Genomic DNA, 22,812 nt, shown 5'->3' on the forward strand with positions numbered 1-22,812 from the left:
AGAGGGAAAGCAAAAGAGTTTGAGCGGATGCTGTCTCCGAAAGGATATGAAGTTCTTACATTATTGGATCTTCCTGATTTTCCGGAGATCGAAGAAACAGGAGAGACCTTTGAAGAGAATGCGGTATTAAAAGCGGAAGAAGCCGCTGCAGCATTGAATGAAATTGTGATTGCTGATGATTCCGGTCTGATTGTAGATGCATTGGACGGAAGGCCGGGGGTGTATTCAGCACGATATGCAGGAGAGGAAAAAAGCGATGAGGCTAATATCGATAAGGTGCTGACTGAACTTAATGGGGTACCTTCCGGACAACGCACAGCCCGATTTTTCTGTGTGCTGGCAATAGCCGGTCCGAACATGAAGACAAAGACATACTCAGGAGCATGTGAAGGCAGAATTCTTGCTGAACGCCAGGGAACAAACGGATTCGGGTATGATCCTATCTTTTATGTTGAAGAAAAGGGCAAAGCAATGGCTGAATTAACATCTGATGAAAAGAGTGCCATCAGCCATAGAGGAAAAGCGTTACGACTATTCGAGGAGAATCTATCAAGTTTGGCTGGTGGCCGTAAATGAAATTAATTATTGTCAGTGACAGCCATGGATCCAAGGCTGAAATAGCGTCTATCTATGAGAAACACCAGGGGATTGCCGATGGATTTATCCATTGCGGGGATTCAGAATTAGAGTCGAGTGATCCGGCGATGTCAGGGTATCTGGCAGTTAGAGGGAATTGTGATATGGACAGTTCGTACCCTGAAGTCCTAACGGAACAGTTTGAAGACATTAAAATTATGGCAACGCATGGACACTTGTTTAACGTGAAGATGTCTTTAATGAACCTGCACTATAAGGCAAGAGAAGCCAGTGCTGATATGGTGTTTTTTGGGCATTCCCACCAGCTTGGAGCAGAAATGATCGATGATGTCCTGTTCGTTAATCCGGGGAGCATTTTGCTGCCGAGAGGGCGCTCAGAACGTACTTATGCGTTTATTGAGGCAATAGGAAAATCAATTACCGTGAAATTTTTGGACCATAATCATAAAGAAGTTGTTGATTTAAGGCGAGAGTTCTTTGTATAATGGGAAGGCGGCGATTCACCGCCTTTCTTTTTTCGAAAGCCTGTAAAAAAGTTTTTGAAAAAAATCAAAAAATGGTTGACTTTTTATTGCTATGCAAATATAATAAATATTGTCGCTAACACGTCCCAGTAGCTCAGCCGGATAGAGCAACGGCCTTCTAAGCCGTCGGTCGGGAGTTCGAATCTCTCCTGGGACGCCACTTATATTACATATTAACTGCGATATTTCAACCTTCTAAACCGTTTAGTGAAACGGTCAGTATAACGGTCACGTAAGAAATTACACCGTTTATTGGCTTATATCATTTAGGTATAGGAGGTTTTTTATTTTGACTAAAAGAACAGGATTGTTTGATGTTGGAATTGATGTTAGAGGGCTATTGAATGATATGAGTGTATCGGACCCAGCTGCTTCAAAACAGAAAACAAAACAGCATAAGGCACCAGAAGATTCTAAGTTGATTTCTGACGCCCTGGACATGATTACAAGGCAAATGAAGGTAAGTGGCAATAGAAGCCGTACTATAAGCGATTATGTGCTTCATGTTAAGCATTTCCAAAGCATAACCAATCTTCGATATGTAGGGGATATCACCGCCGACACTATTTATAAATGGTTGGATAGCATGAATGTTAGTAATCAGACCAAATTAACAAGGTTAAAGTGTCTTAAAGCATTCCTTTCTCGTTGCTTTGATAACGGTTGGATTCAGATAAAGTTTTGGAAGACGATTAATATAAAAGTTGACCAAAAGGTTAAAGAAGGGGCCACAGAGCACGATGTTAAGGTTTTGCTATCTTTACTAGACCTAAGTAGTTTCATCCAGCTAAGGGACGCTGTAGCGGTCCTGGTGATGTACAAGACAGGCGTTAGGATAAATACCTTAACACAACTTGAAGAACGTCATATCGACTTTGATAACAATGTACTAAATCTTGATGGCAGCATCATGAAGAATCATCAACAAATAAAACTGCCTTTTGATGACTTACTGAAACAACTGCTTAGTGTCCTTTTAAAACAAAATGCGATAATTAGAAGGGAATACGGGAAGAGTAACAGCTTGGTATTTATCACGAAATATGGGGATGTAATAGCAACTTCACCGACACACAATAATATCCAGAAGCGATTAAATAAGTATTCCAAAATGTATGGTTTGAAAAACATCAATCCCCACGCTTTAAGAAGAGGGTTTGCAAAATCATTGCTTGATAAAGGCGCAAATGTAGTGGTCATATCAAAGGCGCTTGGACACAGTGACGTATCTGTCACAACTAAGTATCTGCACTTAGATGTCGATGAGGTGGCAAATAACCTACGCGCATACCTGGGGAGCAATGAATAAGTACAATTTAAAGGCGGTACTATAGAAGCATCATAAACAAAAAAGAAAAGCCATCTGGACGGTGAAAAATTGTCAGGTGGCTTTTTTTATTTACGGCGGCAGCTTTTTGATATTAGCTGGACAGTAGTTCTAAAGGATGCTGCTCATATTGAACCCATGCATAATTGATTACTTTGTTTAGGAGAAGGTCAACCTGTACCTGGTCGTATACAATCCAGTTACCAATCTCTTTACCTTTTGAAAGGTCTAGCGGCATCTCAATTGCATTCATGATGGAATTCTTATGTCGAAAGTCTTTCCTTTTGCGAAACCATAATGAGCGTTGAGTATCTACATAGCATAATATGTTATATTCATTCCCGCCCAGCATTACCTTAAAATCAATTCCGCTTTCTATATCATCATAGGAACAGTAGGACACACTGTTAAATACATCTGATTCCTTTACTAACTGGAAAAAGTGAATTTCTCTTGATAGAGAAGGATAGGAGCGGAGCAAGCGGGCAGTAACGGCTGCCTCATCATACCCTTTTAATGCTCTCTCATGAACAAGCTTGTAGAATGCTACAAAGGCACTCTGGGTCGGAAAGCCTCTGTAAGTACAAATATATCCCCATAATGTGTACATCATATTTGGAAACCCATAGGCGAATTCTACTTTATTGTCTCTGTTATTGATAAAAGATGGAGACTCTACCTCTAGTACTTTTTCGATTTCGTGTGAGGAAATAGGCAGTCCCTTTGTTAGATTAATCATATTTTGACACTCTCCTCTTAGCTTATAATCCTTTTAATTGAGGGACTCCTTAAACTTCTCCGTCTAGAGCTCGTACTTCTTCTATGGTTATATCCAGCACTTTCTCCATAAGACGTTCTAGCTCTTCTCTCTCTGCCTGTGTCATGTTTCTTTGTTGGAAAGAAGTGCTACTGGCTATCTTCTTTAATTTCTCTCGTACCGCCTTGCGCTCTTCTCTAGAGGGCATCTGCTTTCTCATCTCCTCCAGAATGCGTTTATGGGCTGCATCTCTGCGTTCCTTTTCGGCAATGTATTCATCTTGGCGGCTGTCAATCTCTTTACGCACATGATTCATATCCAAAGTCTCTAAAAAAGTCTGTCTTGCATAGTTGATGTCAGCGAGAAGATTGTCGTTAGTGATTGTCCGCTTTGCTACTCGATAGTAATCCACCTGTAGGGCAAGGGACATATTCCTCTGGTATAGCATTCTGGCTTCATGTGCATATACATATGCAGGTGCTTTTTCAGCTTTTGGGTTGTACTTGCGGTACAAATTATTCTGCATGCGAAAAAAGTCTTTCCATATCTTACGAGCCTTGGTGTCATATATGATGGCATTTGGTCCCATCTGCCAACCCCATTCAGTTTTCCTTTTTACACGGTGGCTCTTCAAATCCTGTGGACCGCCGTAACGAATGTAGTCCCGCTTTAGGAGATATGCTCTTATCCGTGTACATGTAGTCTTTACTGTCTCTGTATCCACTTTGTGCTTTTTAGCTAATGCCTCATAAATTTCAGTAGAGAAAAGCACCAGGACTCCATAATCAGTATTGAGAATATCTTTGTCTTCAAGCAGAGAGTTAATGTAGTCAACGCCCCATTCTCTGTATTCCATCGATGGTATAAGGGCCATTCTCCAGAACCATGAAGGTATGGTGAATGTGAATGTAGCTTTTTTTCCTATACCAAACACCATTACATCCAGCATTCCTAAACCTTCCAGAAGTTCTTTTTTTCTCTCTGGTTTAAGTTTTTTTGCATAGTTGTGGCTCCATTTAGCGAATGCAAGCAGTTGCTCATAATTCAGTGTTACTTTATCCATTTTAGGTTTCTCCTTAAATTGGTCTTTTGGGTGACTCCTATAAGGTAAAAAAGCAATATATAATAAGAGTCACTAAAGAGACCACAATTTATTTTCAAAGCTCTTTTGTTATCCTCTGCACAACAGGGAATGGAGAGTTCTGGTACCCATTACCTAATTAAAAACAGCTGGATGAGGATATCAAACTATTTTAGAAAAAATTTCACCTATAGAGCCAAAAAGTACCATCAATTTGTGTGGCAAGTAATATCTCTATGAGTGGTTCGGTTGACTTACCATGCCCACCCGTTCCCTCAGAGAGGACAATGAGCCTACGGCTGGAAGGGGAGTGGTTCCTGCCCCTTTATGGGATGAATACCATTGGTGAAGTGCACACGCAGAAGGACAAAAAAGCAATAAGAGAAGCACACCCTATGTCCTTAGTAAACGGGTTGTTCCGCTTCGCTTCACAAAACTTTAGCTAACGCTAAACTTCAAGCCCGTTGACTAATGCCACTTTCACTGCTGTCATAAGAGTGCCGATAACACATACTCAATTAGAAGCTAATGGGACTGTTTATCGGTTTTCTAGTTTAGCAGTGAAAGGGTAGAGGAGGCGGCTGTGAACATTCCTTGCCCATTTAAGACCTTGGGCTTAGCCCAAACCCAGCCTCTCCACTCCTCAATTAGAAGGGAAAACCGTTAACCATTCAGCAAGGACGCAGGCCTTACGGAATATCCATGTGCCAGACGTTGTTGTACGGCGTCATAATAGACGGTTTTTGTCTTTGAATGCTTTTCCTTATGGAGAATTTCAAGCCAGGTTATTCGGTGTTCGTTGGCTTCACGTTGGCTTTGTGGCAGGTCTGGATTCATGTTTTGTTGTTTTAAGCGCTCAATTATCTGCTTATGGTCAGTCATTGTCTTTCATCCTTTCTATATGGGCAGTTAGCCATTATTGCTCTATTTCTCCGACATACTGTTTATCATGGTACATCTCATGATACAGGTAGCTCTCTACCTTTTGACGGTACTTGTAAGGGACTCTCCGCTTGCCTTTTTCAACCTCTGATAGAGTCGATGCACCCATACCGAGAATGGCAGCCAGCTCTATTTGTGTGAAGTTGTCGTGGACTCGCTTTATTTTTAAGCAACGGTGTAATGGTAAGCCGTCGCAATCCACTAAAACATGTTTAATTTCCATTGCTCGCATAAGGCTTTCGCGTTCTTCTGGTGTAATCATATATCATCATCCTTTATATGTTGTTTGTAATTTTGGGGTAGGGAAGCCGCCCCGCGAGAGACGGCTAGAGAGGAACCGAGGAAAAACCTCGACATATACCTTGAACATAATTACATCGAAACCATTTAAGAATTGAAAGTCAATAGATTTCTTCAACTTTCCAGAAAAAAAATTAACGGAATTGAAAGGAGGTGATGCAAACAGGAATTATAAGAAGCTCAATGAATAAGAGAGGGGTGATTAGGAGAAACGAAAGACAGGATGAAAAGTGGATGTTCAGAGTCTAACCTTGAGTGCATAGCGTTCAAGGTCTATTTGTGTGCATAAAAAAAGATGAGCCGCTGGAACGGACTCATCAAAAGAAAATATCAATTATCTATAGTATACAGAAAAACTAATATCAATCAATTGGAGAGGCGTACCTTCGTCTCTCCTTTTTTTATTTCAATTATCAGGAGGAATTATAATGACAACTCAATTCGATAAATTTACTTTTAAAATGCTATTAGCCACTACTATACGTGAAAAGGATGACAGCTATATTGTTAGTGAAATTTTTACCCGCTTCCCTTCTATTCAAGAGCTATTGGAAATTACAGAGGAAGAACTACTGGCAATCAAAGGTGTCGGAAAAGTGAAAGCACAACAAATTATTGCAGCACTAAAGTTAGCTAGACTAAATCCTAGTACAGCAGAAGAAAGATTTGCAATTAGAAGTCCAGAAGATGCATTTACTTACCTGAAAGACATGCAATACCTGCATCGTGAAGAATTTGTATGCTTAGGACTGAACACGAAAAACGAAGTAATGTTCAGACAAACGGTGTTCACTGGTTCGTTAAATGCTAGTATCGTTCACCCAAGAGAAACTTTCCTTCCATTGATAAAGAGATGTTGCGCCAGTGCTATTGTAGCTCATAACCACCCATCGGGGCAGCCAGAACCATCACGTGAAGATATTGAGGTCACTAAGCGGCTGGTAGAAGTGGGGAAAGTGGTCGGAATAGAGGTATTGGACCACGTTATCATTGGTGCCGAAAAATACATTAGCTTAAAAGAAAAAGGCTATCTATAAGCAGTGGTTAGGGGACTACCTGAATGGGTTGTTCCCCTTTTGTATTGTTCATTTAAGTGTACTTTTTAGAACAGTCCATTAAGCACCTTTATACAGTATTTTTCTTGTTCGTTAATGTTCAAAAACACTTTACGTCCATTCATTAAGTTGTATGGGTGTTTACGAACACTTATTAATAAATCAAATGAAGGGGAGAGAAATAGAATGCAAATAAAGAAATTTGGCTATGTACGTGTAAGCAGTAAAGACCAGAATGAAGGTAGACAAATTGAATCCATGAAGGAGCAAGGCATTGAGGAAAGGGATATATTCATTGATAAGCAATCAGGGAAGGATTTTGAGCGTAACGACTACCAACTTATGAAAAGGTCATTACGTGAAGGAGATGTTTTATATATACATTCTCTTGACCGTTTCGGCAGGAACAAAGATGACATTCTGCATGAATGGCAGGAAATCACCAAGAGCATAAAAGCCGATATTGTCGTGCTGGATATGCCGTTACTTGATACGACGAAATATAAAGACAACATGGGGAGCTTCATATCTGACCTTGTGCTACAAATATTGTCATGGATGGCCCAGGAAGAAAGGGAACGCATCCGTAAAAGGCAGCGGGAAGGAATAGATGTTGCTTTAAAGAAGGGTGTTCAATTCGGCAGGCCAAAAGCGGAACCAACAGAAGAATTTTACCAAGCATACGGCAAATGGAAAGCAGGGGAAATAACTGCCACAGCTGCCATTGAGGAGGCAGGAATGAAGCGCACAACATTTTATAAGCTGGTGAAGCAGTTTGAAGCAGAGGAGGAGGGAGCGTGAGGACTTTAAGCCAAATACATTAAGCTTATGAAGAGATTATGCATGATATAGAAGGAGAGCCTTTCAGAAGCTTGAGTCTAGCTAAACTAATGGAAGAAATGGAGATGTATTACAAGGTCCCTGCTTTACGAAATGCAGCCTGGGAGAGCCAGGACAGGACTGTCACAGCATTATACAGAACGATTAGTATGAGCAGAGAACTGTAGTTAAAGCATTTCGCATATTTCTTTGTTTAACACCAGCTTTAACACAAAAAGAAGCCCTCTAACCTTCAAAGCATTGGTATCAAGGGGTAGAGGGCTTCTTTTATTTGAATAGGACCTTATTTACAAAGAGCTTACGTCGACGCCTCTGGGAGGGAGGGGTTATCTTTTAAATAAATATCAATAGCTTAATGAGATTTTCTTTATTGATAGTGTTTTCGCTCCGTCAATCCTAACCTACTATTTAACAATTATATGAATTAATTTACAATGGTATATAAGGACGAAAATCTTCTGAATAGATTTGAGGTATCGTAAATGCTGAAAAATATTAAGTCAAAGCAATTATCAATGTGGTTGCAAAATAACGTGAACGAATCAAAAGATAAAAAATACAGGCATCGCCTTTTAAAAGAAAATAAAGATAAAAGAGTGGATATAATCGAAGAACTAAGAGATATTGTTTCGGAAGCTCATGATGACGCTAGATTGCGCCTTAGAAAAGTAGTAGACACATCTTTGCATCCACTTGAAAATGAAGAAAGCTTTGACCCTGCTCAAGGCTATCCTGAACTTTTTGATTTGACAACCCTTAAAGGTTATTTTGGCGAAGTGTTTGCTGGATTAATTGCAGAGAATTTTTCCCCTTTTGGAGAAGACTGGAGAGTACCTGTCTTTTCATTTAGATACCATGAAATTGCATTTGACCAATTGGAAATGTATAGGCTTACTGGAGAAAAACTTAATACCATTCCTGGAAGAACAGGAGACGACTGTTTAGCATTTGTAATGGATAAATCACATAAGATAAGTAAAGTCCTTTTTTGTGAAGCTAAATGTACAGCAAATCATAAAGCGAGTATGATTTCGGATGCACATATTAAAATTAGTAGTATGAATCTTATTCCTGTGGAAGTGAGAAGATTGATTGATACATTAAAAGATTACGAGGACAGTGAGTCACGGAAATGGGTTAAATCACTTCGTGAACTATATATTAAAGGGACGCAAAATGAAAGATATGACTTAGTTAGTTATGTATGTGGAAAGTCCCCAGTAAGGTCTAAAACAAGGAAGAGCTGGATTCCGTCAAATATGCCTCACCCATCATATGAAGGAAAACGGAAGTTAGAAGCCGTGGAAGTTCATTTAAATGATGTGGAGGATTTAATTAGAGAAGTATATAGGAAGGTAGATTAATTTAATGGCAGAGCATGATGAAGTAAGGGACTTATATAAGGAACTTAAACAACAAATTCACAAGAGTATTTTGCCCCCTTCAGTTGCGAAACTGTATAGTCAATTTACTAGGCTTAATATGAAGCAACCAGGTTTGAAGGGTTGGGAAAATGAAGAAGAATTTTCTCATCGCTTAAATGATGCTGTTACATTAGTTGATGCAGGATTATTTGAAAAAGACTTTAATGGCGAAGAGTGGAGAGACCTTTTAAAAAGGGCTGGAGAAATACTAGAGTGGTTATCCCATCCTGAATTAAATACAAATCAGTTGCCACTAAAGTTACTGGCAGCATCAGCTTATCAATTAGCGGGATTCCCAGCTCTTGCTATGGGATTATTGAAAACCCGTGCGGTTGAGCAAAATGAATCGCTTTTACTTGAAGCTTTGCTAAAGGCTGATTTCCAAGGGTTGATTGAATTGATAGTAAAATATTGGGAATCTGAAAAAGAAGCAATAAACCAAGAAGACGACTATTCTCTCTCAATTCAACACTGGATAATTAATGAAACGGTAAAAACTCTAGGAATTATTGCATCCTACATGCGGTGGGGAGAAGAAGACCGTGTTGAAAAAGCCAAAAAGAAATTTTTAGCGATTACAGATGTGATTATTGATGGAAAAGACCCATACTCATGGTTACTAGCTAAGTTATGCAGTGAGGTTATTTTAGAGTTTAGTGAAACATCTTTAAGGCGCCATGTTGGAGAACTTTCTCTTGGTATTCCAATATCTGGTCAGAGAGCTTTTCAAAGATATTTGCGAAATAACTATCTTGAAGGAAAAACATTAGCATGGAATTCACAAATAAAAGGTATAGAACGTTTAAAGCAAGATGAATCTTTTGCGTTATGTACGCCAACAGGTTCAGGTAAAACAACTATCGCCGAATTAGCAATTATAAAAAGTTTGTTCATTTCTGAAGAGAAAAAGGATGAATTTTCAAGTGCAATAAATATTAGGTCTAATGCTGCTCCTATTGTGATGTATCTAGTACCATCAAGGGCACTTGCCACAGAGGTAGAAAACAAATTGTCTAAAGTACTGCAAAACCTAAGCGATAGCTCAATTATTGTTAGTGGCTTGTATGGTGGTATAGATTGGGGACCAACAGACGCCTGGATTACATCTGATAAACCAACTGTTCTTATATGTACATATGAAAAGGGAGAAGCGTTATTACGGTTTCTTGGTCCTTTATTTTTAAGTAGAGTCGAATTAGTTGTGATAGACGAGGCTCATTCTGTGCAGTTTGATGGAAACTACGATACATTAATTACTTCTGACAACCGAGGGTTACGCTTAGAAATGCTTGCTAATCGATTAATTTACAATATGGAAAACAAAAAGGTTATTGCATTGTCAGCGGTGGCTGATGGAGGAATTCAGGCATTATCTAACTGGATTTCAGGAGAATTAGAAACACAACCAGAAGTTACGCAGTATAAAAGTACCAGGCAATTAATCGGTCGTCTAGAATGGCAACCCACAGGTAATTTTGAATTTAGATACGACATTCTTAACGGTTGCCACCTAAAATTCGCTGAAGACGGCGGCAAAAATGATGTTCCATATATTAAAAACCCGTTTGATGCTTTTCCAAAGAATTTTAGTGATTTAAAAAAGAAGTATGCTAATCAGACAGTCGGTAAACGACAGCGTCCATACTTGTTCTGGGCGGCCATTCAAATGGTGAAACCTGATAAACAAGGTCTCCAACATACTGTATTAATTTCAATTACCCAGCACATAAGTGGGTATGCTGAAGACTTTGTGGACTTTTTTGAAAATATAATGAACGATGTTGAATTACCCCAATTTTTCACCCCGCCACAAGAACAGAAAAAAGCTATTTTGTGGGAAAGATGTCTCAGGTCTTGTGAAGATTATTTTGGAGTTGACTCGTTTGAGTATAAGCTTTTAAAGAGAGGTATTGTAGTCCATCATGGCAGCATGCCTGGTTTAATGTCTAGGCTTCTAATCGAAGTTATAAATGAACGTATAGTAAAGCTAGCATTAGCAACATCTACATTATCTGAAGGGGTTAATTTGCCTTTTGAAACTGTAATTATACCTACTATTATAAGAAGTGGAAAACCAATAGGGTTATCTGAATTTAAAAATCTTATAGGAAGAGCTGGGAGGCCTGGAGTAGGTACGGAAGGAAAAAGTTTAGTCATGCTGGAGAAGTTAGGTGGAGATTACAGTGCGGAAAATGCCCGTAATAATTATAACGGTATTATAAATGAAATAACAAAACAAAATGAAATATCTAACGCTGAAGAAAGTGAGAGTCCGCTTGCTGAATTAATCAGATATCTTGTGAAAAAGTGGGCGGAATTAACTGGTTCAAATTCAGTAGAAGAGTTTTACAAATGGATAGAAGAAGTAAGTCCTTTGAATATGGATTCTTCTGATATAGAAAAGGAAGAAGTGGTTATGTCATTAGATTCCTTAGACAGCATTTTACTTCCTTCAATTGTAGAATTCGAACAAATGGAGTTTGAAGAAGGCGATATTGTTAATAGGTTGAAAATTGAGGAACACCTCAAGAGTTTATGGGAGAAAACGTATGCTTATTACACTAATTCAGATATTGGTGTAATGAAAGAAGTTTTCTCTATTAGGGGCGGAACAATCTTTGAAAATATCTATCCAGATAAAGATTTAAGAAGACGTTTTTACCGTACTAGTTTATCTCCTGTGAATGCTAATCAATTGATACAAGAATATATGGAAATTAATGAGCACTTAAAGGTGGGTGCTGATTATGCTAAATGGACTAAAGAGGAGAAAATTTCCTATATTTCTAAAGCGATAGAGGTTATTACGAGTCTAAATAAGTTCAAAATTCAAGATGGCGTCGGAAAAGTGAAGTCTACTGATATCCTTCATTGGTGGTTGAGTCCCAGTACAGCAAGTAAAAAGCCTAATAGTAAGCAGAAGTCAAAATGGATAAAATATATAAAAAGAAATTTTGAATATATATTTAATTGGGGACTAGGAAGTGTTATTTCTTTATCACTAGATGATGCCCATGGAAGTGAGCTAAAAGAAACTAAAATTGAGGAATGGCCTGAGACAGGGCTACCTTGGATTGTATTTTGGTTAAAAGAATTAATAGTCTGGGGAACATTGGACCCAGTAGCAGCATATTTATTAGCTCATGGAATAGACTCCACACGTTCAGATGCTGAAGAAAGAGCGAGTGAATATTATGAAAATAATTCAGACTTCGAGTCTAATGATGATATTTTAAATGCCTCCAAAATTAGGGCATGGGGAGAAGTCCATTCTCATAATAAAAAGAAGAATCATTTAGGTTTAGAAACTAAAATAAATGCTGCTTTATCTGCGGACTTTAAAGGAACGAAGGTAAAAAAGTGGAGAGTACTACCTGTTCTTTCTAAAATGAATATAATTTGGATTGACCCAGCTGGCTATGAATTAGCAACATCATTAATTCCTGAAGGATGGAGCGAAAATTATATTAAGAAATATGATTTTGTATTGGATACCAGGGAAGCTGTCATAGTTATTTCACCATATATTTAATTCTGGATAAGTTGTTTATGTACACAATTCACATTGAATTTTAATAGCCAAATTACTGTGAATGTGGTGGTTGGATGCGAAGTGGGCGATTACTGTGTAACTACCTAGCTAAACAGCCCCCTTTAACCCCCATGCTTTCACCGCATTCATAGCTTTTTACTACTAATCGTGGCGGAATTGAGAGAAGCGAACGGCTAAAATCCTGTTTTAGTACTAAACTGATAATATTGAATTAATATGCGTGCTCAATTATAATAGGATGAAAGTCAATCGGTCAAAGTTCGAAAAGTGACCGTTATACTAAAGGAATGAAAAACGCAGCAAGTCCCAGTAGCTCAGCAGGATAGAGCAACGGCCTTCTAAGCCGTCGGTCGGGAGTTCGAATCTCTCCTGGGACGCCACTTATATTACATAAACCGGCTTTAAGGCCGATTCACAGAAGCCTTCTGAATCACTTGATGATTTAGAGGGCTTCTTTTTTGTGTTTTACCACCCAGGCACATTGATTGTTATCTTAAATATGCAGGGTACCTTCTAGGTGTTTTCCATGAAAGTCAACCCCATTCTTTTGTCTAATTGGAATAGTTTTGCTAAACTGAAACCATAAAATTGAGTAGGGCGGTTACGCTGATGAATAAAGGAAGAAAAGGTAATAAAATTGTTTACTTCCCCCAGTTAAAGGAGAGGCTTTTTGAAAAAGGGATCGATGCCCTCCAGAACAGCAATCTGGAGGAGGCTGTCAATCTGATTGAGCAGGCATACGAGATGGACCCGGCAGACGGTGAAATCGGTGCAGCGCTTGTCGTCTCCCTTTATGAGAGCAAACGTTATCAGAAGGCGAAAGACCTTTGCAAGGAACTGCTGCATGAGGGGCAGGGGGATTATTTTAAAATTGTCGAATTGTATTTGATGATTTTGATACAGCTGAATGAACATAAAGAAGTGGTGGGAACCATTAGTGCATTATTTGATGAAAAGGAAGTGCCTGTTGATAAAGAAGAGCATTTCAGTAAATTGCTTTCTTTCAGTACCAAGGTCCTGCAGGGAAAAGAGCCTCCCTCTTCGCTCGAGCCTGTCCAACCCGTTGAATCCACGAAAATTCTGGAAGAAAAGGATTTGCAGGAGCAAACATTCATTTTGGCTGAGCTGGTGAATCGAAATATCCGGCCTTACATTCCGGAACTTCTAAATGCATTGGAATCAGAAGAGACTCACCCGTTTATCCAGACCATGATTGTCAATGTAATGAGGGAACATGGATTCAATGAAGAGGTAGAGGTAAATAAGTTTGGAAAAAAGACTTCCTGTATCCCGGGCGAATTGGAAGACGTTTTTCAAACTGACTTTTACCTGGGAGTACTCCAGCAAATTGAAGACCTGATGGCACAGAGAAATCCTTCTCTTCAGCAGCAAGTGACAGACTCTTTCAGCAGGCACAGCTTTTTGCTTTATCCATCCCGAATGGATTGGTCTTATGAGCTTGTGGCATTGGCTTATCTGGAATACGGGCTTAATCTTTATGGAGAAGGCTTATCCTCAATAGGCCTGGAGGAGAGAAAGGAACAAAATTGTGAAGAACTGGAATCTATCCTCTCATTTATTTCTGAACTGGAGACTGTGACATCTCCTGTGATTTAAAGCAGGAGTAACCAGAATTTAAGGCTTGGAGTTGAAAGAAGGATTTCATATGTTATAATATAATGGTTGCAATGTGAAGATTTTTCATATTCGAGAGATAGTGTTCTGTTACATAGGCAAACCTATCTAAATATTTATTTTGTACTAACTATAATCATTTATAGATTGTTGGAGGGAAAAGTATGTCTGCTAAATGGGAAAAAAAAGAAGGGAACCAAGGAGTTCTTACAATTGAAGTCGATGCAGATACAGTGAACACTGGTCTAGACGCTGCATTCAAAAAAGTAGTAAAGCAAGTTAACGTACCTGGATTCCGTAAAGGGAAAATGCCTCGCGGAATGTTCGAAAAACGTTTTGGTGTTGAATCTCTTTACCAAGATGCTTTGGATGTTATCCTGCCGGAAGCTTATGCTAAAGCTGTAGAAGAAACAGGAATTCAGCCTGTTGATCGTCCTGACATTGACATCGACCAAATGGAAAAGGGCCAAAAACTTATTTTCACTGCGACTGTCACTGTAAAGCCAGAAGTAAAACTTGGTGACTACAAAGGACTTGAAGTAGAGAAAATGGATACAGAAGTTACTTCTGAAGATGTAGAGAACGAATTGAAATCTCTTCAAGAAAAGCAAGCTGAACTTGCTGTTAAAGAAGAAGGAACAGCTGAAAATGGCGATACTGTCGTAATCGATTTCGAAGGATTCGTTGATGGTGAAGCTTTTGAAGGCGGTAAAGCGGAGAACTATTCTCTTGAATTAGGTACAGGTTCTTTCATTCCTGGTTTTGAAGAGCAATTAGTTGGCGTTGAAGCTGGAACAGAGAAGGATGTTGAAGTAACATTCCCTGAGGAATACCATGCAGCTGAGCTTGCTGGCAAGCCTGCAGTATTCAAAACAAAAGTTCACGAAATCAAAGCTAAGGAACTTCCTGAACTTGATGATGAATTTGCGAAAGATGCAGATGAGGAAGTTGAATCTCTTGATCAATTAAGAGAGAAAATCCAAAAGCGCCTTGAAGAATCAAAGAAAAATGAAGCTGAACAAACAGTTCGTGACACACTAGTGGAAAAAGCTTCAGAAAATGCTGAGATGGAAATTCCTGATGCAATGGTTGACACTGAAGTTGACCGCATGATGCAGGAGTTTGAACAGCGCCTTCAAATGCAAGGTATGAACCTTGAGCTTTACTTCCAATTCTCTGGTCAAAAAGAAGAGGATCTTCGCGGTCAAATGAAAGAAGATGCAGCGAAGCGTGTACGCACTAACTTAACTCTTGAGGCAATTGCTGAAGCAGAAAACCTTGAAGTTTCTGACGAAGAAGCTGAAGAGGAAGTTGCTAAGCTTGCTGAGCAGTACAATATGGCTGCAGAAAACATCAAGCAGGCTCTTGGCGGTCTTGATAACCTGAAAACAGATCTTAAAATCCGTAAAGCAGTAGAAATTCTTGTGGATAACAGCAAGACTGTTGCATAATAATAACTATAGAAACAAGGCGCGAGTGAAATCGTGCCTTGTTTTATAAAACAAAGGATTTTTCCGCTCTTCTTGTGCCTTGTGCTGCATAACCCTCAAGGGAAAGAAACATAAATCTTATTACAATCTCTTTACATAATTAGAAATAAGGGAATAGGAAAGACGGTTTTTGGATAAAGCTTAATAAGCGGGCAGAAAGTTGGTCAAATCTTTAAATTTCCTTTCCGGACATATAGTATGATAAAATGCAATACATAAACTTAAGAAATTTCGAAACGACATAGCTTTTTATAAGGGGTGAATTTCATTGTTTAAATTTAACGATGAAAAAGGACAATTGAAATGTTCTTTTTGTGGTAAGACACAAGATCAGGTCCGAAAGCTTGTAGCGGGACCAGGTGTTTATATATGTGACGAGTGTATCGAGCTTTGCACCGAAATCGTGGAAGAAGAGCTGGGAACTGAAGAAGAAGTAGAATTCAAAGACGTTCCAAAGCCTAAAGAGATCAGGGAAATCCTTGATGAGTATGTCATAGGACAGAATCAGGCAAAGAAATCCCTTGCGGTTGCGGTTTACAATCATTACAAGCGAATCAATTCCAACAGCAAAGTGGATGATGTTGAACTATCAAAAAGTAATATCGCTATGATCGGGCCGACAGGAAGCGGTAAAACCCTTCTTGCCCAGACATTAGCAAGAATACTCAATGTGCCGTTTGCAATTGCGGATGCAACATCACTTACTGAAGCAGGATATGTTGGTGAAGATGTAGAAAACATCCTTCTTAAACTGATCCAGGCTGCTGATTATGATGTTGAGAAAGCGGAACGCGGAATCATCTATATTGATGAAATCGATAAGGTTGCAAGAAAATCGGAAAACCCTTCGATTACGAGAGATGTTTCTGGTGAGGGTGTACAGCAGGCGTTGCTTAAGATTCTTGAAGGTACAGTTGCAAGTGTTCCTCCACAAGGCGGAAGAAAGCATCCGCATCAGGAATTCATTCAAATCGACACTTCTAACATCCTGTTCATTTGCGGCGGAGCATTTGACGGTGTGGAACAAATTATCAAGAGACGTTTAGGCCAGAAGGTAATCGGTTTTGGTTCAGACCCGAAAACAGTCAATGTTGATAACGATAAATCATTATTAACGAAGGTTGTTCCGGAAGATTTGCTGAAATTCGGTCTGATTCCTGAATTCATCGGGCGTCTTCCGGTAATTTCCAGCCTTGCGCCTCTTGATGAGGATGCTCTTGTTGAAATCCTGACAAAGCCAAAGAATGCACTTGTAAAACAATACCAGAAGATGCTTGAGCTTGATCAGGTCGAATTGGAATTTGAGGAAGATGCACTTAGAGAAATCGCAAACAAAGCGATTGAACGCAAAACAGGTGCCCGCGGCCTTCGTTCCATCATTGAAAGCATTATGCTTGAGGTAATGTTTGATCTTCCTTCAAGAGAAGACATAAAAAAATGTATCATTACTCAAGGTACGATCACGGATAACGAATCACCTAAACTTCTATTGGAAGATGGTACAGTTATCGAAGGAAATGACGAAGAAAAAACTTCAGCATAATAATCAGTCCCCCTGGAAGGATATCCAGGGGGCTTTTATATGTGCTAAGCAATAGAACTCCTGCCTGTAAATGATCGAACGAATATTACATGAAATGATAATAGTAATCAGGTGGGGAAATTCAATACTTTGATGTCTTCTCTGAATAATGTTTGTTCTTTAATTATTTTTATTTTAAATACTGATCGATTAGAGTCGCACGCCTGGAGAGGAAATCAATCTACACACTAAATTCCAATTCACTGCATATCGTTCATCCCTTCCCAGAAAAACTTGTTTATTCCTCCAGGCTCGAGGAGATACTACTCTATAACAACAAGTAATTACTGGAGGGAAAGACATGAGTTGGACAGGAATTGCACTGATCATCCAACTGTTTTTTGGGGTGATTATCGGTTTATATTTTTGGAACTTGTTAAAGAATCAAAGAACACAGAAGGTCTCTATTGACCGTGAATCAAAAAAAGAAATGGATCAGCTGAGAAAAATGCGTTCGATCTCTTTATCAGAACCGCTTGCGGAAAAAGTACGGCCGCAAAGCTTCACTGATATCGTAGGCCAGGAGGATGGAATAAAAGCATTGAAAGCAGCTCTTTGCGGTCCAAACCCGCAGCATGTCATCATATATGGGCCGCCTGGAGTAGGGAAAACAGCGGCTGCAAGGCTGGTCCTTCAAGAAGCTAAAGAGCAGCTGCAGTCTCCTTTCAAACGTTCTTCCGTTTTTGTTGAACTGGACGCCACTACCGCAAGATTCGATGAGCGGGGTATTGCTGATCCCCTGATTGGTTCGGTACATGATCCGATTTACCAGGGAGCGGGTGCAATGGGGCAAGCAGGCATTCCCCAGCCAAAACAGGGAGCAGTTACAAATGCCCATGGCGGCGTCTTATTTATTGATGAAATCGGCGAATTGCATCCTATACAAATGAATAAATTGCTGAAAGTGCTTGAGGATCGAAAAGTCTTCTTGGAAAGTGCCTATTATAGTGAAGAGAATACACAAATACCTACCCATATCCACGATATATTCAAGAATGGCCTCCCGGCTGATTTCCGACTGATTGGAGCCACCACAAGAACACCTAGTGAAATTCCTCCTGCTATCCGTTCGAGGTGTATGGAAGTGTTTTTCAGGGAATTAGATAAGGAAGAAGTTATAAAAGTTGCTCAGAATGCATCGGAAAAAGTGAACATTTCCATCAGTAAAGATGGGGTGGAACTCCTGGCTTCCTATGCCAGAAATGGACGGGAAGCGGTCAATATGGTCCAAATTGTCGCAGGTCTAGCCATTACAGAAAATAGACAAAACATTAATGACAGAGACATTGAGTGGATGATCCAATCCAGTCAGCTTTCCCCTAGAATGGATCGGAAAATCGGCGGTAAATCAGCGATCGGCCTTGTTAACGGCCTGGCGGTTACAGGCCCGAACACCGGTTCATTGCTCGAAATCGAGGTAACGGTCATACCGGCTAAGGAAAATGGAAGCATCAATATAACAGGAATTGTTGAGGAAGAAAGTATCGGAGATAAAGGCAAGTCAGTCAGAAGAAAAAGTATGGCGAAGGGATCAATCGAAAATGTCCTTACCGTTCTGAGATCCATGGGAGTGCCTGCCGACCAGTATGATATTCATGTCAATTTTCCGGGGGGGATTCCTGTAGACGGACCTTCTGCAGGAATTGCAATGGCAACAGGTATCTATTCATCAATATATAGAATACCGGTTAAATCAGACATTGCCCTGACTGGGGAAATCAGCATTCATGGTTTTGTTAAACCTGTTGGAGGCGTGTATCCAAAAGTAAAAGCGGCAAAATTGTCTGGAGCATCTGCAGCTGTCATTCCTGCTGAGAATATGGGAGCGCTGCTGCAGGAGATTGAGGGAATAGATGTCTATCCGGTCAAGCACTTGCAGGAAGTTTTCAATTTAGCTCTTGATAAAGACAAAGCTGAAGAGGAAAAAACATATACTGAAGAGGCAAACAAGAAAAGTGTATAAATATCAATAGGATAGCCTGTTCTTCAGACACAGCACAAGCAAAATTCATGAAGGTTTTGCGGATTATCGTTACAATTGAGAGGGAGGGATTCTTCAGTCCTCCCTCTCATCTGATGAGAGAACTTATTGTGTAATTTGGACTGAATCTTTCCAAAATGGACACCTATATACAAATAAGATAGAATTGTACAAAGACTAGTGAGATGCAAAAGGGCAAGAATATTTGGAGGTGTATTTATGGCAAAACAAAAAGAAATAACGCTCCCCCTCCTTCCATTAAGAGGTCTGCTTGTTTATCCAACAATGGTCCTTCATTTAGATGTGGGGCGTGACCGCTCCGTCCAGGCACTTGAAAAAGCCATGGTGGACGACCAATATATTTTCCTGACTACACAAAAAGATATGAATATAGATGAGCCAGGTGTAGATGACTTCTATGAAATGGGAACATTGACGAAGGTGAAACAAATGCTTAAGCTGCCTAATGGGACAATCAGGGTCCTGGTAGAGGGTATTCAAAGAGCGGAGATAAGCAGCTTCACAAATGAGGAGAATTTTTATGAAGTAAATATCTTCACCCATGAAGATACGGAAGAAAAAGAATCTGAAACAGAAGCACTCATGAGAACATTGTTAAATTATTTCGAGCAATACATAAAGCTTTCGAAGAAGGTATCTGCTGAAACCTATTCAACTGTTTCAGACATTGATGAACCCGGAAGGCTTGCTGATATTGTTGCTTCCCATCTTCCATTAAAAATGAAAGAGAAACAAAAAGTTCTTGAAACACTGGATATTAAAGAAAGATTGCAGCTTGTCATACAGACAATCAATAACGAGAAAGAAGTCCTGAATCTTGAGAAGAAAATCGGCCAGCGCGTAAAACGATCAATGGAACGCACCCAAAAAGAATATTATCTGAGAGAGCAAATGAAGGCGATTCAGAAAGAACTGGGTGATAAAGAGGGTAAAACCGGCGAAATTGAAGAGCTGACACAAAGAATTGCTGAAGCAGAAATGCCTGAATCAGTTGAAAAGACAGTTCTTAAAGAACTTGGCAGATATGAAAAAGTTCCATCCAGTTCTGCTGAAAGCTCTGTTATCAGGAATTACATTGAATGGCTGGTTTCTCTCCCTTGGTCTGCACAGACGGAGGACGATCTTGATATCATCAAGGCGGAAGAAATTCTTAACAGGGAACACTTCGGGCTGGAAAAGGTAAAAGAACGTGTGCTTGAATATCTGGCTGTTCAAAAGCTGACACAGTCACTAAAAGGACCGATCCTTTGTCTTGCAGGTCCTCCCGGAGTCGGTAAAACAAGCCTTGCCAAATCGGTTGCGGAATCACTTGGAAGGCACTTTGTCAGAATTTCGCTTGGCGGAGTTCGCGACGAATCTGAAATTCGCGGCCATCGACGCACCTATGTAGGGGCAATGCCGGGAAGGATTATTCAAGGCATGAAAAAAGCGGGAACGATCAACCCGGTCTTCCTGCTGGATGAAATCGACAAAATGTCCAGTGACTTTAGAGGAGATCCTTCTTCAGCAATGCTTGAAGTCTTGGATCCGGAGCAAAACTCCAATTTCAGCGATCATTATATTGAAGAAACCTATGATTTATCAAAGGTCATGTTCCTTGCCACAGCAAACGACCTTTCTACCATTCCGGGACCATTGAGAGACCGTATGGAAATCATTACGATCGCCGGTTATACAGAACTTGAAAAGATCAATATTGCCAAAGACCACTTGCTGCCAAAGCAAATAAAGGAAAACGGCTTAACGAAAGGCCAGCTTCAAGTAAGAGATGAAGCTTTGCAGGCCGTAGTCCGTTATTACACAAGAGAAGCCGGGGTCAGGGGCTTGGAACGCCAGCTTGCCACTCTTTGCAGAAAAACAGCTAAGGTGATTGTCTCTGGAGAAAGAAAAAAAGTCGTTATTACAGAGAAAAACATCGAGGATTTCCTTGGCAAGAAAAATTTCCGTTACGGCCAGGCAGAGACTGAAAACCAGGTCGGGGTGGCAACTGGGCTTGCTTACACTTCAGTCGGGGGAGATACCCTGCAAATCGAGGTTTCTCTATCACCGGGTAAAGGAAAGCTCGTGCTGACAGGAAAGCTTGGAGATGTCATGAAAGAATCAGCACAAGCTGCTTTCAGTTACGTGAGATCAAAAGCAATGGAATTAGACCTGGAAGAGAATTTTTATGAAAAATATGATATTCACATCCATGTTCCAGAAGGCGCCGTTCCTAAAGATGGGCCATCAGCAGGTATCACGATTGCCACAGCACTTGTATCGGCACTCACTGGACGCGAAATCAAAAGAGAAGTCGGCATGACAGGAGAAATTACCTTGCGTGGAAGGGTTCTGCCAATCGGCGGTTTGAAAGAAAAGTCGCTTAGTGCCCATCGTGCAGGACTTCGGACAATCATCCTGCCAAAGGACAATGAAAAGGATATTGACGATATCCCTGAAAGTGTCAGGAAGGATCTGAAGTTTGTCCTTGTATCACATATAGAAGAAGTATTAGAAACAGCTTTAGTAGGTGAGAGAAGTGAAAGTAAATAATGTAGAGCTTGTCATCAGTGCCGTAAGACCAGAGCAGTATCCAGGAGATTTCCTGCCGGAATTTGCGCTGGCTGGACGCTCTAACGTCGGGAAATCTTCCTTTATCAACAGGATGATCGGACGGAAAAGCATGGCGAGAATTTCATCCAAACCAGGGAAAACACAGACATTGAACTTTTATAAAATCGAAGAAAGTTTATATTTTGTCGATGTGCCCGGTTATGGGTTCGCAAAGGTATCCAAAAGTGAACGTGAAGCATGGGGCAGAATGATCGAAACGTATATCACATCAAGGGAACAGCTTAAGGCAGTTATCCAGATAGTTGATTTGCGCCATCCCCCTACCAATGATGATATTATGATGTATGATTTCCTGAAACATCACGGCCTTCCATGTGTCATCATTGCCACAAAGGCCGATAAGATTCCTAAAGGCAAATGGCAAAAGCATTTGAAGGTAACAAAAGAGACATTAGAGCTTGAAGAGGGAGACGATATCATTCTCTTTTCTTCAGAAATAGGCTTAGGCAAGGACCAGGTCTGGTCTGCTCTTAATGCAAGGAGATAATAATAAGTTGATCATGAGGCAGATTCCTACGGGAGTCTGTCTTTTTTGTTTTTTCTTTGGTTTGAAAACAGTCGAGGAGGTTGGGGGTTCGGACAGAACTCGAGGAGAATGGTGAGTTGCAGTCCGAATGAGAGGGGGATTCGGACAGAACTCGAGGAGAATGGTGAGTTGCAGTCCGAATGAGGGGGTGATTCGGACAGAACTCGAGGAGAATGGTGAGTTGCAGTCCGAATGAGGGGGGGATTCGGACAGAACTCGAGGAGAATGGTGAGTTGCAGTCCGAATGAGGGGGGGATTCGGACAGAACTCGAGGAGAATGGTGAGTTGCAGTCCGAATGAGAGGGTGACTCGGACAGAACTCGAGGAGAATGGTGAGTTGCAGTCCGAATGAGAGGGTGATTCGGACAGAACTCGAGGAGAATGGTGAGTTGCAGTCCGAATGAGGGGGTGATTCGGACAGAACTCGAGGAGAATGGTGAGTTGCAGTCCGAATGAGGGGGTGATTCGGACAGAACTCGAGGAGAATGGTGAGTTGCAGTCCGAATGAGGGGGTGATTCGGACAGAACTCGAGGAGAATGGTGAGTTGCAGTCCGAATGAGGGG

18 protein-coding genes and 2 tRNA genes are annotated in these 22,812 nt (G+C 40.4%); 16 read left to right on the forward strand and 4 right to left on the reverse strand.

The annotated features are described in order from the left end of the window. The first annotated feature begins 27 nt into the window (after positions 1–27). The 4 genes from M1E09_RS05390 to M1E09_RS05405 all read left to right on the forward strand — a co-directional run bounded on the left by M1E09_RS05390 (position 28) and on the right by M1E09_RS05405 (position 2,430). The gene (locus M1E09_RS05390) at positions 28–576 is read left to right on the forward strand and encodes an XTP/dITP diphosphatase (protein WP_456274907.1); all 549 of its coding nucleotides are present in this window, start codon (positions 28–30) and stop codon (positions 574–576) included. Then, on the forward strand, positions 573–1,082 hold the full coding sequence (locus M1E09_RS05395) for a metallophosphoesterase (RefSeq protein WP_456273832.1): 510 nt from the start codon (positions 573–575) through the stop codon (positions 1,080–1,082). Before M1E09_RS05390 ends, M1E09_RS05395 begins: the two co-directional genes overlap by 4 nt. Before the next feature lie 122 nt (positions 1,083–1,204). Beyond that, positions 1,205–1,281: transfer RNA gene (locus M1E09_RS05400), tRNA-Arg, on the forward strand. Between the two features lie 129 nt (positions 1,282–1,410). Next, positions 1,411–2,430, forward strand: coding sequence for a tyrosine-type recombinase/integrase (locus M1E09_RS05405; RefSeq protein ID WP_456273833.1), 1,020 nt, complete (start codon positions 1,411–1,413; stop codon positions 2,428–2,430). 112 nt (positions 2,431–2,542) lie between these two features. Here M1E09_RS05405 and M1E09_RS05410 read toward each other — a convergent pair whose 3' ends face one another. The 4 genes from M1E09_RS05410 to M1E09_RS05425 all read right to left on the reverse strand — a co-directional run bounded on the left by M1E09_RS05410 (position 2,543) and on the right by M1E09_RS05425 (position 5,490). Then, positions 2,543–3,187 carry a hypothetical protein gene (locus tag M1E09_RS05410; protein WP_456273834.1) on the reverse strand — a complete coding sequence of 215 codons (645 nt, stop codon included), beginning with the start codon at positions 3,185–3,187 and terminating at the stop codon, positions 2,543–2,545. 49 nt (positions 3,188–3,236) lie between these two features. Further along, positions 3,237–4,268: a hypothetical protein gene (locus M1E09_RS05415; RefSeq protein ID WP_456273835.1), complete on the reverse strand. Its 1,032-nt coding sequence runs from the start codon at positions 4,266–4,268 to the stop codon at positions 3,237–3,239. A gap of 681 nt (positions 4,269–4,949) precedes the next feature. Beyond that, positions 4,950–5,168: a hypothetical protein gene (locus M1E09_RS05420; protein WP_456273836.1), complete on the reverse strand. Its 219-nt coding sequence runs from the start codon at positions 5,166–5,168 to the stop codon at positions 4,950–4,952. Positions 5,169–5,202: 34 nt separating this feature from the next. Next, entirely contained in the window at positions 5,203–5,490 is a 288-nt protein-coding gene (locus tag M1E09_RS05425) for a helix-turn-helix domain-containing protein (RefSeq protein WP_456273837.1), read from the reverse strand. A gap of 466 nt (positions 5,491–5,956) precedes the next feature. Between M1E09_RS05425 and radC the strand changes: the two genes are divergently transcribed. From radC to yihA, 12 genes are all read left to right on the forward strand, one after another. Continuing rightward, positions 5,957–6,565 carry a RadC family protein gene (gene radC / locus M1E09_RS05430; RefSeq protein ID WP_456273838.1) on the forward strand — a complete coding sequence of 203 codons (609 nt, stop codon included), beginning with the start codon at positions 5,957–5,959 and terminating at the stop codon, positions 6,563–6,565. A 204-nt stretch (positions 6,566–6,769) separates the two neighbouring features. Beyond that, positions 6,770–7,384: a recombinase family protein gene (locus tag M1E09_RS05435; protein ID WP_456273839.1), complete on the forward strand. Its 615-nt coding sequence runs from the start codon at positions 6,770–6,772 to the stop codon at positions 7,382–7,384. A 38-nt stretch (positions 7,385–7,422) separates the two neighbouring features. Next, the gene (locus M1E09_RS05440; RefSeq protein ID WP_456273840.1) at positions 7,423–7,590 is read left to right on the forward strand and encodes a hypothetical protein; all 168 of its coding nucleotides are present in this window, start codon (positions 7,423–7,425) and stop codon (positions 7,588–7,590) included. Positions 7,591–7,905: 315 nt separating this feature from the next. Next, on the forward strand, positions 7,906–8,787 hold the full coding sequence (locus M1E09_RS05445; protein ID WP_456273841.1) for a hypothetical protein: 882 nt from the start codon (positions 7,906–7,908) through the stop codon (positions 8,785–8,787). A gap of 4 nt (positions 8,788–8,791) precedes the next feature. After that, complete coding sequence (locus tag M1E09_RS05450; protein ID WP_456273842.1) at positions 8,792–12,379, forward strand: DEAD/DEAH box helicase; 3,588 nt, start codon at positions 8,792–8,794, stop codon at positions 12,377–12,379. Positions 12,380–12,703: 324 nt separating this feature from the next. Next, positions 12,704–12,780, forward strand: a tRNA-Arg gene (locus M1E09_RS05455). A 229-nt stretch (positions 12,781–13,009) separates the two neighbouring features. Next, positions 13,010–14,017 carry a tetratricopeptide repeat protein gene (locus tag M1E09_RS05460; protein WP_456273843.1) on the forward strand — a complete coding sequence of 336 codons (1,008 nt, stop codon included), beginning with the start codon at positions 13,010–13,012 and terminating at the stop codon, positions 14,015–14,017. Positions 14,018–14,199: 182 nt separating this feature from the next. Further along, complete coding sequence (gene tig, locus M1E09_RS05465; RefSeq protein ID WP_456273844.1) at positions 14,200–15,486, forward strand: trigger factor; 1,287 nt, start codon at positions 14,200–14,202, stop codon at positions 15,484–15,486. Between the two features lie 307 nt (positions 15,487–15,793). After that, complete coding sequence (gene clpX, locus M1E09_RS05470; protein WP_456273845.1) at positions 15,794–17,068, forward strand: ATP-dependent protease ATP-binding subunit ClpX; 1,275 nt, start codon at positions 15,794–15,796, stop codon at positions 17,066–17,068. Positions 17,069–17,408: 340 nt separating this feature from the next. Further along, positions 17,409–19,070 (forward strand): ATP-dependent protease LonB, encoded by a 1,662-nt coding sequence (gene lonB, locus M1E09_RS05475; RefSeq protein ID WP_456273846.1) that lies wholly within the window; start codon positions 17,409–17,411, stop codon positions 19,068–19,070. Between the two features lie 237 nt (positions 19,071–19,307). Beyond that, on the forward strand, positions 19,308–21,641 hold the full coding sequence (gene lon / locus M1E09_RS05480; protein WP_456273847.1) for an endopeptidase La: 2,334 nt from the start codon (positions 19,308–19,310) through the stop codon (positions 21,639–21,641). After that, entirely contained in the window at positions 21,628–22,209 is a 582-nt protein-coding gene (gene yihA, locus M1E09_RS05485) for a ribosome biogenesis GTP-binding protein YihA/YsxC (RefSeq protein WP_456273848.1), read from the forward strand. The genes lon and yihA overlap by 14 nt, the downstream gene beginning before the upstream one ends. Positions 22,210–22,812 lie beyond the last annotated feature (603 nt).

The organism is Bacillus sp. AK031, from assembly GCF_053903065.1.